This is a genomic window from Streptomyces sp. NPDC001970 (assembly GCF_053594115.1).
This window is the reverse complement of sequence record NZ_JBSFDW010000021.1, coordinates 55,586-70,476: the sequence shown is the minus strand read 5'-3', so window position 1 is coordinate 70,476 and position 14,891 is coordinate 55,586. Positions and strand designations below refer to the sequence as shown.

Genomic DNA, 14,891 nt, shown 5'->3' with positions numbered 1-14,891 from the left:
CGGGATCTGGAGACGGGATCAGTGAGCCGGTCCGGTGGGGTTCCGGCGGTGGGGGGAGCGTTCGGCCGCTGCCAGGGCATCGGCGAAACGGTCGAGGACCGCCATGGCCTGTTCGTCGGTGAGGGTGAGAGGAGGCAGCAGGCGGACCACGCCCGAGTGGCGGCCGCCGAGTTCGACGATGAGCCCGCGGCGCAGGCACTCCTGCTGGACCGCGGCGGCGAGGGCGGTGTCGGGCGGCGGGGCATCGGCATGCGGGGCGTCGAGGTCCGGGTCGACGAGTTCGACCCCGATCATGAGGCCCCGGCCGCGTACGTCGCCGATGCAGCGGTGGGTCGCGGCGAGGCCCTGGAGCCGGCCGAGCATACGGGCGCCGAGGGTGGCGGCCCGGTCGGCGAGACGGTTCTCGCGCACGTAGGCGAGGGTGGCGGCGCCAGCGGCCATGGCGAGCTGGTTTCCCCGGAACGTCCCGGCGTGGGCTCCTGGTTGCCAAGCGTCGAGGTCCGAGCGGTAGACGATGACGGCCAGGGGGAGGGAGCCGCCGATGGCCTTGGACATGACCATCACATCGGGGACGATCCCGCTGTGCTCGACGGCCCAGAAGGTGCCGGTGCGTCCCACGCCGGTCTGCACCTCGTCGGCGATCAGCGGGATGGAGCGGGACGCGGTGATGTTGCGCATCCGTCGCATCCAGGCGTCGGGCGCCGGGATGACGCCGCCTTCGCCCTGCACCGGTTCGAGGATCATTCCGGCCGGGGCGGGGACGCCTCCCTTGGGGTCGTCGAGGAGGTTCTCGGTCCAGCGGGCGGCGAGTTCGGCGCCGCGCTCGCCGCCGATCCCGAACGGGCAGCGGTAGTTCTGCGGGAAGGGCAGCCGGGTCACATGGACTTCGGTCGCGCCGCCCGAGGCGTCGAGGGCCCCGGCCGTCATGCCGTGGTAGGCGCCGGTGAAGGCGAGCAGTCCCGTGCGGCCGGTGGCGGTGCGAACGAGTTTGAAGGCCGCTTCGACCGCGTCGGTGCCGGCCGGTCCGCAGAACTGGATGCGGGCGTTGTCGGCGAGTGCGCGCGGCAGGGTGGCGAACAGCTCTGTGGTGAAGGCGTCCTTGACCGGGGTCGCGAGGTCGAGCACATGCAGGGGCGCACCCGAGTCGAGGACCTTCCTGATCGCCTCCAGGACGACAGGATGGTTGTGACCGAGGGCCAGGGTGCCCGCGCCCGAGAGGCAGTCGAGGTAGCGGCGGCCGTCCGCCCCCTCGATCGTCAGCCCTCTGGCCCGTACGGGAACGATCGGTAGCGAGCGCGCATACGTACGGGCCGCCGACTCGCGGAGCGACTGGCGCCGGAGGATCCCTTCGTGCGCGGCGGGCTGCGCCACCGGGGCAGGTTCGGTCACGGCCACGGGTCTGTGTCCTCCAGCTGTCACAGTTGCGTTCCACGTCGGTACGGTGCTTCTCCGTCGCACCGCGGGGCTGAACGCTGACCTTGTGTCGCCCGTACGTACCAACGACGGCGGCACCAAGGGATCACGGCTCTCGGAAAGATCGTTGCGGCCGGGGAACCACGCCCCTGCCGCACGCCGTCCCCATCGGCACCGGCATAGTGGAGGGCTGTACTTCCGGTGCCGGACAGGCTCACCGGGGGTGCGACGCAACTCGTTTCAGCAGGTTCGGAATTCATGAAGTCCCAGGGGGATCAGGACATGCGACTCAATCGCCCGACCTTCGCAGCACGCCGTGGGAGGAGCGCCGGTCGCAGAACTCCGGCGCTCGCTGCTGCCGCTGTCGCCGCGGCGCTCACGCTGACGGCCACGGCCTGTGGCCCGAGCGAGGACAACGCGGGGGGCACGCCCAGCGCGAGCGCCCCGACCGCCGACGACAAGATCACGATCCCGGACGATCTCAAGGACCGGCTCAAGGAGCACGGGATCGACCTGGACAAGTGGAAGAACGGCGAGTGGAAGAACTGGGACAAGGAGACCTGGCTGCGTGAAGCCAAGGACTTCGTGAACCCGATCATCGAGGACCTCTGGGACCCGGACCGGATGCGGGACGCCCAGCAGCCCGACCAGCCGGTCGAGGAGGAGGACATCTCCGGCGACGAGGGTGTCACCGACCCGACGCCGCAGCCGGTCGAGGCGCAGGCCGTTAAAGCGCAGTACCACGACAACGTGCCCGAGGCGGGGAAGGTCTTCTTCGACGGACCGCAGGGCTCGATGGTCTGCTCGGCGACGGTGGTGAAGGACCCGGCGAACCCCGGCAAGTCCAACCTGGTGTGGACCGCCGGCCACTGCGTGCACGCGGGCAAGGAGGGCGGCTGGTTCCGCAACATCGCCTTCGTTCCCTCGTACAACAACGACGCCAAGTCGGCCGCGGAGCAGGGGAAGCCGACGAAGGAGGAGATCGCTCCGTTCGGCGTCTGGTGGGGCGACTGGGCACAGACCTCCGAGCAGTGGATCTCCCAGGGTGCCGCGACCGGCGGACAGGGCGCGCCGTACGACTTCGCCGTGATCCATGTGACGCCGGAGAAGGGCAGCACCGGCAAGTCGCTGGAGGAGACGGTCGGTTCGGCGCTTCCGGTGGAGTTCAGCGCCCCCGCCGCGCCGAAGATCAGCAGCATGACGGCGACGGGGTATCCGGCCGCGCCGCCGTTCGACGGTGAGCGGATGTTCCAGTGCGAGGACCAGCCGGGCCGGCTGTCCCTCAAGGCGGACCAGCCGACGATGTACCGCATCGGCTGCACGATGACCGGCGGTTCGTCGGGCGGCGGCTGGGTCGCGGCAGGCCGGGACGGGAAGCCCGCCCTGGTGTCGAACACGTCCATCGGTCCGGTGACGGCCGGCTGGCTGGCGGGGCCGCGGCTCGGCCCCGAGGCCAAGGGCATCTACGACGCGGTCAGCGAGAAGTTCGCGGGCCGGTAGCGGGGAGCCGGTAGCCGGTCGCGCGCGGCGCGAAGCCTTTTTTGGGGGCCTCCGGAGCGAGTCCGGAGGCCCCTTCGCCCGCGGCGGGGCCGCGCGACGTCCGGCCCGCCGCCCCGTGGCCCGCGCGACATCCGCTCGGCGGCCCGGATCCACGCCCTTCGCGGCCGGCGCGTGGAGACTCCGTGCAGGAGGACGCCCTGTCAACTGGGCATGTACAGCACGGGCATAGAGTGGAGGCGCACCACGGGCGGTCCGCTGACGACCGCCCTTTCGCGTGACTGTCACGTGACACGTTCATGGCAATTCTCATCAGGGGGACTCGTTTCCATGCGATCCATACGTCCGCTGCTTGCCGTCACCGGCCTCGCCGCGGTCCTCTCGCTGTCGGCCACGGCCTGCGGCCCGACTGAGAACGGCGCGGCCGACAAGCCGGCCGCATCCGCGACGGCGGGGAACGGCAGCGGTGACGCCGCCCTCCCCGCCGACCTGGCCGACAAGCTCAAGGAGCACGGCGTCGACCTGGACAAGTGGAAGGACGGCGAGTGGAAGAACTGGGACAAGGACACATGGCTGCGTGAGGCCAAGGACTTCGTCAACCCGGTGATCGAGGGGCTGTGGAAGCCCGAGCGGATGAAGGAGGCCAAGTCCCCTCAGAAGACCATGGCGGCCGGTGACATCTCGGGCGACCAGGGCGTCACGGACCCGGAGCCGGCACCCGTGAAGGCCGTGCCGGAGGCGAAGCCGTACCACGAGAACGCGGCGCCGGTCGGCAAGGTGTTCTTCGACGCTCCCGAGGGCACGATGGTCTGCTCGGCCACCGTGATCAAGGACCCGAAGGCCCCGGGAAGGTCCAACCTCGTCTGGACCGCCGGGCACTGCGTGCACGCGGGCCAGGCGGGCGGCTGGTACCGCAACATCGCCTTCGTCCCGGCCTACAACGACCTCGGCAAGTCGTCGGCCGAGCTGGAGAAGGCGAAGGCGCAGGAGATCGCACCGTACGGTGTCCACTGGGCCGACTGGGTCGCGACCTCCGCCGAGTGGATCACCCAGGGTGGCCCGACGGGCGGCGAGGGCGCTCCGTACGACTACGCCGTGATGCACGTGAAGCCGGAGAAGGGCAGCAAGTCCCTCGAGGAGACCGTGGGCGTCGCTCTCGACGTCGATTTCGACGCCCCCGAGGCGAAGGACATCGACGCGATGGGCGCCTGGGGCTACCCGGCCGCGCCCCCGTTCGACGGCCTGCTCATGCACAAGTGCGTCGACCGCCCCGGGCGGCTGTCCATCAGCCCCGGTACGCCGACGATGTGGCGCATCGGCTGCACCATGACCGGCGGTTCCTCCGGTGGCGGCTGGTTCGCCGAGCAGCGGAACGGCAAGCTGGCGCTCGTGTCCAACACGTCGATCGGCCCGGTGACGGCCGGCTGGCTGGCCGGACCGCGCCTCGGCGAGGGCGCCGAGCAGATCTACACGACGATGAGCGACAAGTTCGCGGGCCAGTGACCCCGGACGCTCGTCGGCGCATGTGAACGGCCGAAGGCCCGCCCCCCTCGTGCGGAGGGGCGGGCCTTCGTTGCGTCCTGCGCCGCCGGTCGGCCCGTGTCGTGTCCTACGACGCCGGCCGGCGTGTGTCCTGCGGCGGCGCGCAGGTCAGCGGGTCGCCGGTACGTACGGACCGAGTGCCGCGGCCAGCTCCTCGTGGACGCGCGCCTTGAGCAGCGTGCCCTCGGAGGTGTGCTCCTCGGAGAGCACCTCGCCCTCGGCGTGCACCCGCGACACGAGTGCACCCTGCGTGTACGGCACGAGGACCTCGATCTCGACCTCGGGCCGCGGCAGTTCGGCGTCGATCACCGCGAGCAGTTCGTCGATACCCCGGCCCGTTCGGGCCGACACGGCGATCGCGCGCCGCTCGATCCGCAGCAGACGCTGCAGCACCAGCGGGTCGGCCGCGTCCGCCTTGTTGATCACCACGATCTCGGGCACGTCCAGCGCGCCGACATCGCGGATCACCTCGCGCACGGCGGCGAGCTGCTCCTCCGGAACCGGGTGCGAGCCGTCCACCACGTGCAGGATCAGATCGGCGTCGCCGACCTCCTCCATCGTGGAGCGGAACGCCTCGACCAGGTGGTGCGGCAGATGCCGGACGAATCCGACGGTGTCCACCAGCGTGTAGAGCCTGCCGCTCGGGGTCTCGGCCCGGCGTACGGTCGGGTCGAGGGTGGCGAACAGCGCGTTCTCCACCAGGACGCCGGCGCCGGTGAGGCGGTTGAGCAGCGACGACTTGCCCGCGTTGGTGTAACCGGCGATCGCGACCGACGGGACCTTGTTCCGCCGACGCTCCTGGCGCTTGATCTCGCGGCCCGTCTTCATCTCCGCGATCTCCCGGCGCATCTTCGCCATCTTCTCGCGGATCCGGCGCCGGTCCGTCTCGATCTTGGTCTCACCGGGGCCTCGGGTGGCGAGGCCGCCGCCCTTGCCGCCGCCCATCTGCCGGGACAGCGACTGACCCCAGCCCCGCAGCCGGGGCAGCATGTACTGCATCTGTGCCAGCGCCACCTGCGCCTTGCCCTCTCGGGACTTGGCGTGCTGCGCGAAGATGTCGAGGATCAGGGCGGTGCGGTCGACCACCTTGACCTTGACGACGTCCTCGAGGTGGATCAGCTGTCCGGGGCTCAGCTCGCCGTCGCAGACGACGGTGTCGGCCCCGGTCTCGAGCACGATGTCGCGCAGCTCCTCCGCCTTGCCCGAGCCGATGTACGTGGCCGGGTCCGGCTTGTCACGGCGCTGGATGACGCCGTCGAGCACGAGTGCGCCCGCCGTCTCCGCGAGCGCCGCGAGCTCGGCCAGCGAGTTCTCCGCGTCCTGCGCGGTGCCCGAGGTCCAGACGCCGACCAGCACCACGCGCTCCAGGCGCAGCTGCCGGTACTCGACCTCGGTGACGTCCTCGAGCTCGGTGGAGAGGCCCGCCACACGTCGCAGCGCGGCACGCTCGGTGCGGTCGAACTGATCGCCGTCCCGCTCTCCGTCGATCTCGTAGCTCCAGGCGACGTCCTCTTCCATCAGGGCATCGGCCCGAAGGCTCTCGGTGCGGTTCGTGTCCGCGAAGCTCTGCGCGTTCTTGGAAGGGGATGAAGAGGAGGTCATTGGATCCTTACGTCGATGGAAACACGGTACGGAAAGTACAGTACGCCGGTCACAACGCGTGACGGGCCGGAAAGATTCCCGATGGACTCCGGCACCGGCCCCGTGAGGGCCGGCCATCGCCCGGCGGGCCGCCCGATGTGTCGATGGTCGCACGGTGCCCACACGGCCGTCACCCCGGTTTTACGGCTTCACCTTCGGTGCGGCGCTGCGCCAGTCGGCGTGTCCGGGCATCTTCGGGGTCTTCTTCCCGTACAGCCACGCCTTGAAGAACGCGGACAGGTCACGGCCGGCCACCCTTGATGCGAGCTGCGTGAAGTCCGCCGTCGTCGCCGTCGCATCCCTGTGCTCGGCGACCCAGTGCCGCTCCAGCAGGTCGAACGCGCTCTTGCCGATCTCCTGCCGGAGCGCGTACAGCACCAGCGCACTGCCGTCGTACACCACCGGCCGGAAGAGCCCGATCTGCCGGCCCGGCTCCGACGGTGCGGGGGCGGCGGGCGGCCCGCCCGCCGCACGCCAGGCGTCCGACTGCGTGTACGCGTGACGCATCCGCTCCTCCACGGGCCGCTTCGCGTGCTCCTCCGCGTACAGGGCCTCGTACCAGGTGGCATGTCCCTCGTTGAGCCAGAGGTCCGACCAGCCGCGCGGCGTGACGCTGTTCCCGAACCACTGGTGGGCCAGCTCGTGCACCATGATCGAGTCGACGTACCACTCGGGGAATTCGGGGCGTGTGAACAACGACCGCTCGAAGAGCGAGAGCGTCTGAGTCTCCAGCTCGAAGCCGGTGTCGGCGGCGGCGACCAGCAGGCCGTAGTTCTCGAAGGGGTAGGGCCCGACCTTGCTCTCCATCCACTCGATGTGCCCGGGCGTCTTCTTGAGCCAGGGTTCGAGGCTGTCACGGTCGGCCGTCGGCACGACGTCCCGCACGGGCAGTCCGTGCGGGCCCTGGCGGTGGACGACGGACGACTTGCCGATGCTGACCTGGGCGAGCTCGGTCGCCATCGGGTGCCGGATCTGGTAGAGCCAGGTCGTGGTCGATCCGACCCGGGCCTTCGCCGTCAGCAGTCCGTTGGCCACAGCCGTCAGCTCGGCGGGGGCGGTGATACGGAACGTGAAGTAGGCCTTGTCGGCGGGGTGGTCGTTGCACGGGAAGACGCGGTGGGCGGCATCGGCCTGGTTCGCCATCGCCAGCCCGTCCGCGGTGCGGACCCAGCCGCCGTCCCCCTTGCCCTTCGGGTCGCTGGTGTGGGTGATGGTGATGCTCATCGGCGCACCCGCTGCGATCGCCCCGCCGACCGGCGCGATGACGAGGTCCTCACCGGCGGTCGCGAACTCGGCACTGCGGCCGTTCACCTGCACCGTCCGCACCGTGCCGCGGGTGAAGTCGAGGTTGATCCGCTCCAGGCGCTCGGTCGCCCGCGCGTCGATCTTCGTGACGGCGTCCAGGGGCTTGCTGTTCGAGCCGCCGTAGGTGAACGCGATGTCGTACGTGAGGACGTCGTACCCCGGATTGCCTAGGTGCGGGTAGAGCGGATCGCCGATGCCGAGCGGTAGGGGTTCGGGCGCGGGCAGGGCGGCGGCCACCAGGGTGACCGAGGCGGCGGCGAGCAGTGCGCCTCGAAGGCGTCGAGAGGTGAGCGGCATGCACCACCGTTACCAGCGCGATCGTTCTATATGACGACGACGCGCTCCACGCCCCACCCGAACGGGCTCCTCCGGCAGCCGGCCGGCCGCGACGGGCACGCGGCAGGCGTCCGAGCGGGCGTCCGCAGCGGTGTCCACACCTGCGGATCAGGTCGCGGCCGCCGGATGCTGGGCGCGGCTCACGTCGTACACCCCGGGCACGTCCCGCATCGCCCGCATCAGGGCCGGAAGCCCGGCCGCGTCCGGGAGCTGCAGTGTGTAGGTGTGCCGTACGCGCTGCTCGCTCGGCGGCTCGACCGTGGCGGAGACGATCGCCGCGCCCGCCGTCGCGATGACCTCGGTGAGGTCCGCAAGCAGTCGCGGCCGACCGAACGATTCGGCGACGAGCGTGACCCGGCACTCGGCCGCGTCGCCCCAGTGCACACCGACGGGCGCCCGCCCGAGCCCTCGCATCCGGGACACGGCGGGGCACTCCACGCGGTGCACGGTGACGGCGCCGCCGCGCACCGCGAAGCCGGTGACCGCATCGGGTGGTACAGGGGTGCAGCAGCCCGCGAGACGTACGGTCGCGCCCGGCAGGTCGGTGACCGCGTTCGCAGCGGCGCGCCGGCCCGCGGTGACGGCCGCGGTCATGGGCGCGCGGGGGGCGGCGGCCGGCGGCTTCGCGCCCTCCGGGTGCTCGGCCAGCCAGCGGCTGATGGCGATCCGCGCGGCGGGCGTACGGGCGTGGTCGAGCCATTCGGGCGACGGCCCCGATGCGGCGTCCTGGGTGAGCAGCAACTGGACGGTGTCGCCGTCGCCGAGCTGGGTGCTGAGGGTGACGAGCCTGCCGTTGACGCGGGCCCCGATGCAGGCGTGCGCCTCCTCGCCGTACTGCGCGTACGCGGCGTCCACGCAGGTCGCCCCGGCGGTGAGGCCCAGCGTGCCGCCGTCGGCGCGGAAGACGGTGATCTCGCGGTCCTGGGCGAGATCCGCCTGCAGCGAGGTCCAGAAGGTGTCGGGGTCGGGGGCGGATTCCTGCCATGCCAGCAGTCGGGAGAGCCAGCCGGGCCGGGTCGGGTCGGCGCGCTCGCCGTCGGCGTGCTCCGCCTGTTCCGCGGGCCGGGCCTCGTCCGTAGCGGGGCCGGCCGTCGCCTCCGGGCCGGCCGTCTCGGGGCCGTCCGCCGCCGCGTACGGATTTCCCAGGGCGATCACGCCTGCCTCGGCGACCTTGTGCATCTGGTGCGTCCGGATGAGGACTTCGGCCACGGCACCGTCGGGGCCGGCGACGGCGGTGTGCAGCGATTGGTAGAGGTTGAACTTCGGGGCGGCGATGAAGTCCTTGAACTCCGAGATCAGCGGGGTGAAGCAGGTGTGCAGTTCGCCGAGGACCGCGTAACAGTCGGCGTCCTCGCCGACCAGGACGAGCAGCCTCCCGAAGTCCGACCCGCGCAGCTCGCCGCGCTTGAGCCTGACACGGTGCACGGAGACGAAGTGGCGGGGCCGGATGAGGACTTCGGCCTGGATCCCGGCTTCCCGCAGCACCGTGCGCACGCTCTCGGCGATGACGCCGAGTGCGTCGGCCGCGTCGGCGTTCTCCGCGATGAGGGCACGCGTGCGTTCGTACTCCTCCGGGTGGAGGATCGCAAAGACGAGATCCTCCAGTTCCGTCTTGAGGGCCTGTACGCCGAGCCGTTCGGCGAGCGGGATGAGCACGTCCCTGGTCACCTTGGCGATGCGGGCCTGTTTCTCGGGGCGCATCACGCCCAGCGTGCGCATGTTGTGCAGCCGGTCGGCCAGTTTGATCGACATGACGCGGACATCGTTGCCGGTGGCGACGAGCATCTTGCGGAAGGTCTCGGGTTCGGCCGCGGCCCCGTAGTCGACCTTCTCGAGTTTGGTGACGCCGTCGACGAGATAGCAGACCTCCTCGCCGAACTCGGCCCGCACCTGGTCGAGCGTCACCTCGGTGTCCTCGACCGTGTCGTGGAGCAGCGACGCCGTCAATGTCGTGGTCTCCGCGCCCAGTTCGGCGAGGATCAGCGTCACGGCGAGCGGGTGCGTGATGTACGGCTCGCCGCTCTTGCGGAACTGGCCGCGGTGCGAGGACTCGGCGAGGACGTACGCCCGGTGCAGGATGGTGAGATCGGCGTCGGGGTGGTGGGCGCGGTGCGCGTCGGCGACATGGCCGATCGCGTCGGGCAGCCGGTCCCGTGCCGCAGGGCCGAGCAGCGCGGCCCGGCCCAGCCGACGGAGGTCGATCCTCGGACGGCCGCGCCGGCGACTGGGCGCATCGGGGTTGGTGGCCTCTGCACTCATGGGGCACCTCCGGCAGCGTCGACCGGCGGTGGGAGGGGCAGGCTTGCCCTCCGGGCCGGTGCTTGATGCTACCGAGCCCACCACGTGGCGGAGTCCGGCTCTCGCTCAGCGTGAACCGGATCACCCATTCGAGCGAAGCTCCATGCGACTGCCGTTTGGCTGTCCGCCCCATCCGGACCACACCTGCGGGTCGATCGGGCCGTGTCGGTCAGGCCACGGGCAGGTCAGGCCGGGGGCGCGTCAGGCCGGGCTCATCAGGCCGGGGGCGATCCGTCCCTCGGCGACGATCACGGCCGGGCCGGTCATCTCGATCTCGCCGTCGGGGTGTTCGGTGATCACCAGGCGACCGCCGGGAAGATCCACCGTGTACGTCACCGGGGTCCCGGTGACGGCCGGGTCGGATCCGTCCCTGCGCGCCGCCGCGACGGCTACGGCGCAGGCGCCGGTGCCGCACGAGCGGGTCTCGCCGGAGCCGCGCTCGTGCACGCGCATGGCGACATGCCGCGGGCCGCGGTCGACGACGAACTCGACGTTCACCCCTTCGGGATACACCTCGGGCGGGGAGAAGGGCGGTACGGAGAGCAGGTCGCCCGCGTGGTCCAGGTCCTCGACGAAGGCGACCGCGTGCGGATTGCCCATGCTCACGTTGCGGGCCGGCCAGCTGCGGCCGCCGACGCTGACCGTGACGCCTTCCTCGGGGAGGATGGCGCGGCCCATCGAGACCGTGATGTCGCCCTCGGCGGAGCCGCTGTCGGACATCGCCTTGTCGATGTGCACCCGCTTCACGCCGCCGCGCGTGGCGACCGCGAGATCACCCTCATCGACCAGGCCGGCGTGCTGCAGATAGCGGGCGAACACGCGCACGCCGTTGCCGCACATCTCGGCGATCGAGCCGTCCGCGTTCCGGTAGTCCATGAACCACTCGGCGTCGCCTGCCCGGGAGCGCGCCTCGGGGTGCGCGGCTGAGCGCACGACGCGCAGCAGGCCGTCCCCTCCGATGCCCGCGCGGCGGTCGCACAGCCTGGCGACGGCGGACGCGGACAGTTCGATCACGTTGTCCGGGTCCGGGACGATCACGAAGTCGTTCTCGGTGCCGTGGCCCTTGAGGAAGGTGATCGGCGAGGTCTCGGAGATGGTCACCTCCCCATCGTACGGGGCGGTGCCGGCACCCGGCGGGGCCGGGCGTCCGCGGAGGTCCGGCACTCGGCGCAGCAGGCTACCGGGCACGGTCCGGGACTCAGCGGAGCCGGGCGACCCGCCAGACGGCGAGCGCGACCAGCGCGCCCACGACGACGACGTACAGCGCGATCACGCGCCAGTCGGGTCGCTCGCCCGAGCCCCGGGCGGGCAGCCCCGGCCAGGTGTGGCCGACGCGGCGGGCGGCCATCATGCCCCAGCCGGCGGCGCAGCTGCTGATCAGGAGTCCGAGCATGGCGACGACCGCGCCGCCGTCGCCCGAGCCGAAGGCGAGGGGGAACGCGAACATGAGTGAGCCGACGGCCGCGAGCCCCACGATGGGGGCGAGCTGCCAGATCCTCAGCCGGCGCTGCGGACGGAGCTCGACCTCGACCTCCGCGCCGACCACGACCCCGGTATCGGCGTCGTCCGAGGGCAGGTCCAGCCTGACGTCCAGAGCGTCCTCAGGACCGTCCGGGCTCAGACGCGTCGCGTCCTGCCGTGCTTCCTGGTCTCTTTCGCGAGGGCCGGCCTCCATCGCCACGCGCCCTCCCAACTCGGACTCCACTGGTGGATCGATGCTTGATGATGGCATGGCCTCGGGCGCCTGAATGACGAGCAGGGCGTCCCGATGCCATCACGTGATCAGGCTGTGACCGGTCGTTCGACCAACGCCAGGGCATGCTCCGGGAGTTCCTCCCGGTCAGCGGCGGCCCCGCTCAGCCAGTGGACGCGCGGGTCGCGGCGGAACCACGAGTCCTGGCGGCGCGCGAAGCGTTTGGTGGCGCGTACGGTCTCGGCGCGCGCCTCGTCCTCGGTGCACTCCCCCGCGAGCGCCGCGAGCACCTGCTGGTAGCCGAGGGCGCGTGATGCGGTGCGCCCCTCGCGCAGTCCCTGTGCCTCCAGGGCGCGCACCTCGTCGACGAGCCCCGCCTCCCACATGCGGTCCACGCGCAGGGCGATGCGCTCGTCGAGCTCGGGGCGCTCGACGTCGACGCCGATCTGGACCGTGTCGTACACGGCGTCATGGCCGGGGAGGTTCGCGGTGAAGGGCCTGCCGGTGATCTCGATGACCTCCAGGGCGCGGACGATGCGGCGGCCGTTGCTCGGGAGGATCGCGCGGGCCGCGTCGGGGTCGGCGGCGGCGAGGCGGGCGTGCAGGGCGCCGGAGCCGCGCTCCTCGAGCTCGGCCTCCAGGCGTGCCCGCACCCCGGGGTCGGTGCCGGGGAACTCGAGGGCGTCGATCGCCCCGCGTACGTACAGTCCGGAGCCGCCGACGAGGACGGGCGTGCGGCCTTCGGCGAGCAGCCGGTCGATCTCCGCGCGGGCCAGCTTCTGGTACTCGGCGACGCTCGCCGTCTCCGTGACGTCCCAGATGTCGAGGAGGTGGTGCGGGATGCCGCCGCGCTCCTGCGGGATCAGTTTGGCGGTGCCGATGTCCATCCCGCGGTACAGCTGCATCGAGTCGGCATTGACCACCTCGCCACCGAGCTGCTGGGCCAGGTGGACGCCCAGATCGGACTTTCCGGCCGCTGTGGGACCGACGACGGCGATGACCCGCGGTGCGGGAGCTGCACTTCTCACTTCCCCAGTCTCGCAAACCTCACGGACCGTCCCCGAACGAGCTACGTGACGGCACACCACCGGGTTCGTTGCCTGTTGCGAGGTTCCGCCCGCCCCGTTTCCGAACCGGCGGCTCCGGGCGGCGCAATGGGACGCCCCGGACAGGGCGGAGTTTCACCCACACGAGTACGCTATGGAGCAGATATGGGCGTTTTTGCAAGGTTTCGCCGGAAGGGCAAGGGAACTGCCGAGGCGTCAACCGAGGGCGGCGCGGCCGGCACTCCGACGGCCGGATCCGATTCCGAGGGCGGGGCTGCGGCCGGCACCGAGTCCGATTCCGGGGCGGCGTCCGCGGAGGCGCCCGAGGCGGCAGCGGTCGCTTCGGTGTGCGCCTCCGAGGAGGCGGGGGCACCCGCCGCGGAGAGCGTGGATATCCCGAAGCAGCAGTCCGCCGAGGAGGCCGCGGACAACGAGGCCGGTGAGGGCGCCCGGAAGTAGATCTCACGAGCGAAGGTGACCCATGGGCTTCCTGGACACGCTGAAAACCAAGCTCGCCCCCGCCAAGGAGAAGGTCTCCGACTTCGCGCACCATCACGGGGAGAAGCACGGGGACAAGATCGAGAAGCTTGAGCACGGTCTGGACAAGGCCGCGCGGAAGGTCGACCAGCGGACCAAAGGCAAGTACAGCGACAAGATCGAGTCGGGCACCGGCAAGGCCAAAGAGGCCCTCGATCGTCTCGCCCACAGGGACGAGGGCACCGAGCGCAAGGACGAGGGGACGATGCCGCCGGCCTCCTGAGACGGTGACGCGCCGACGCGACGATGCGTGGGCGGAGCAACGGCGGACGGCCGCGGAGCGTTCAGCTCCGCGGCCGTCCGCCGTCCGCCGTCCGCCGTCCGCCGCCGCTGGCCACGGCCCACGGCCCACGGCCCACGGCTCACGGCTCACGGTCAGAACGTCGACCGGACCTGTCCTCCGCGACGGACCGTGCGCCGCGCTGGACGCGGTGGCCCGTCAGGACCAGGCGGCGACGAAGTAGCCGACGCCGTACGGAGCGTCCTCGTACAGCAGCTGCCCGGCCGGGTCGGCGCACTCGGCGGCACCCGCGAGCACCTGCCAGGGGGCGCGGCCCGCCACCTTCAGTTCGTACGCGAGCGAGGCGTCCAGCGCCTTGAGCGCCGTGGTGTCCGCCGCGCCCAGGGCACGGGCCACTCCGGCATCGAAGGCGGCGGCGCGCTCGTCCAGATAGCCGGGCGCCTTCAGCGTGCGGCAGGCACTGCCGTCACCCATGACCAGCAGCGCGACGCGCGGCGCCACGGCAGCGAGCTCACGGCCGGTCTCCGCGCAGCGCTCCGCCGCCAGCCTCTGGTCGACGCCGAGGCCCTCGACAGGGGCGTCGGCCCACCGCACCCGCTCGAGCAGCCAGGCGGCGACGGCCAGCGACGCGGGCAGCGCGCGCTCGGGCGCCCCGGAGCCGGATCCCTCAGAGCCGGGATCCGCGGCACCCGGCGCCCCGAGGCGGACGCCGACATCGACCCCGAAGCCCTTGAAGGAGCCGCGCGCACCCTGCGGATACGCCCCTGGCTCGTCGTCCTCGGCGGGGCCGACCACGACCAGCCGGTCGGGGCGCGACGCGGCGAGGACGCTCAGCGCATCCGCGCACGCGGTCCTGGCGGCGTCGAGTTCGGGCGCGGCGCCGGCGGCCACGTCGGGCACGAGGAGCGGAGGACAGGGGCAGACGGCGGCGGCGACGAGCATGATCGCAGCCTAGTGGCTGGGGGCATGTCCTGTGGATCGGGCCGGACAAGGGAGCGGGGTCCGGCGCGTGCAGCTGCAAGGCGCAGCGGACATCGACGCGGTGGGGGTACCTCCCGTGCCCGCGGGGCTACGGGGGAGCCGGTGGCCGACGCCGACGCGGCTGGGGGTACCTCCCCGGGCGGACTCCGGTGGAGCGCGTGCCGGAGCCCGCGAGCCCGGCAGGATCCACAGGACAGGCCCAGGGCGCGGCCGCCGTCAGCCGACCGCCGAGCAGCCACCCGTCGGCGGCCGGGAGCGGCGCCGGGACTCCGGTGGAGCGCGTGCCGGAGCCCGCGAGCCCGGCAGGATCCACAGGACAGGCCCAGGGCGCGGCCGCCGTCAGCCGACCGCCGAGCAGCCG

The 14,891-nt window shown here is 71.8% G+C and carries 12 protein-coding genes and 1 pseudogene; 4 read left to right on the top strand and 9 right to left on the bottom strand.

All coding sequences use genetic code 11. The features are described from left to right. Positions 1–18: 18 nt before the first annotated feature. Entirely contained in the window at positions 19–1,395 is a 1,377-nt protein-coding gene (locus tag ACWCP0_RS24370; protein ID WP_451080913.1) for a diaminobutyrate--2-oxoglutarate transaminase family protein, read from the bottom strand. Positions 1,396–1,695: 300 nt separating this feature from the next. Between ACWCP0_RS24370 and ACWCP0_RS24365 the strand changes: the two genes are divergently transcribed. Next, positions 1,696–2,913: a trypsin-like serine peptidase gene (locus ACWCP0_RS24365; protein WP_451080912.1), complete on the top strand. Its 1,218-nt coding sequence runs from the start codon at positions 1,696–1,698 to the stop codon at positions 2,911–2,913. Positions 2,914–3,240: 327 nt separating this feature from the next. Further along, positions 3,241–4,413 carry a trypsin-like serine peptidase gene (locus ACWCP0_RS24360; RefSeq protein ID WP_451080911.1) on the top strand — a complete coding sequence of 391 codons (1,173 nt, stop codon included), beginning with the start codon at positions 3,241–3,243 and terminating at the stop codon, positions 4,411–4,413. A gap of 147 nt (positions 4,414–4,560) precedes the next feature. Here the strand turns inward: ACWCP0_RS24360 and hflX are convergent, their stop codons facing one another. The 6 genes from hflX to miaA all read right to left on the bottom strand — a co-directional run bounded on the left by hflX (position 4,561) and on the right by miaA (position 12,753). Continuing rightward, complete coding sequence (hflX, locus tag ACWCP0_RS24355; protein ID WP_451080910.1) at positions 4,561–6,054, bottom strand: GTPase HflX; 1,494 nt, start codon at positions 6,052–6,054, stop codon at positions 4,561–4,563. Positions 6,055–6,234: 180 nt separating this feature from the next. Beyond that, entirely contained in the window at positions 6,235–7,695 is a 1,461-nt protein-coding gene (locus tag ACWCP0_RS24350) for a M1 family metallopeptidase (protein ID WP_451080909.1), read from the bottom strand. A gap of 147 nt (positions 7,696–7,842) precedes the next feature. Beyond that, entirely contained in the window at positions 7,843–9,993 is a 2,151-nt protein-coding gene (locus ACWCP0_RS24345; RefSeq protein ID WP_451080908.1) for a RelA/SpoT family protein, read from the bottom strand. Positions 9,994–10,233: 240 nt separating this feature from the next. Continuing rightward, a complete protein-coding gene (gene dapF / locus ACWCP0_RS24340; protein WP_451080907.1) occupies positions 10,234–11,133 on the bottom strand; it encodes a diaminopimelate epimerase in 900 nt (299 codons plus the stop codon). Positions 11,134–11,230: 97 nt separating this feature from the next. Next, positions 11,231–11,707 carry a hypothetical protein gene (locus tag ACWCP0_RS24335; protein WP_451080979.1) on the bottom strand — a complete coding sequence of 159 codons (477 nt, stop codon included), beginning with the start codon at positions 11,705–11,707 and terminating at the stop codon, positions 11,231–11,233. Between the two features lie 107 nt (positions 11,708–11,814). Beyond that, entirely contained in the window at positions 11,815–12,753 is a 939-nt protein-coding gene (gene miaA, locus ACWCP0_RS24330; RefSeq protein WP_451080906.1) for a tRNA (adenosine(37)-N6)-dimethylallyltransferase MiaA, read from the bottom strand. A 183-nt stretch (positions 12,754–12,936) separates the two neighbouring features. Here miaA and ACWCP0_RS24325 point away from each other — a divergent pair, with 183 nt between their 5' ends. Next, on the top strand, positions 12,937–13,230 hold the full coding sequence (locus ACWCP0_RS24325) for a hypothetical protein (protein WP_451080905.1): 294 nt from the start codon (positions 12,937–12,939) through the stop codon (positions 13,228–13,230). A gap of 22 nt (positions 13,231–13,252) precedes the next feature. Beyond that, complete coding sequence (locus tag ACWCP0_RS24320) at positions 13,253–13,531, top strand: antitoxin (RefSeq protein ID WP_351229221.1); 279 nt, start codon at positions 13,253–13,255, stop codon at positions 13,529–13,531. Between the two features lie 216 nt (positions 13,532–13,747). Here ACWCP0_RS24320 and ACWCP0_RS24315 read toward each other — a convergent pair whose 3' ends face one another. Beyond that, the gene (locus ACWCP0_RS24315; RefSeq protein WP_451080904.1) at positions 13,748–14,491 is read right to left on the bottom strand and encodes a class III extradiol dioxygenase subunit B-like domain-containing protein; all 744 of its coding nucleotides are present in this window, start codon (positions 14,489–14,491) and stop codon (positions 13,748–13,750) included. A gap of 127 nt (positions 14,492–14,618) precedes the next feature. Continuing rightward, a pseudogene (locus ACWCP0_RS24310) lies at positions 14,619–14,891 on the bottom strand (hypothetical protein); the annotation flags it as partial.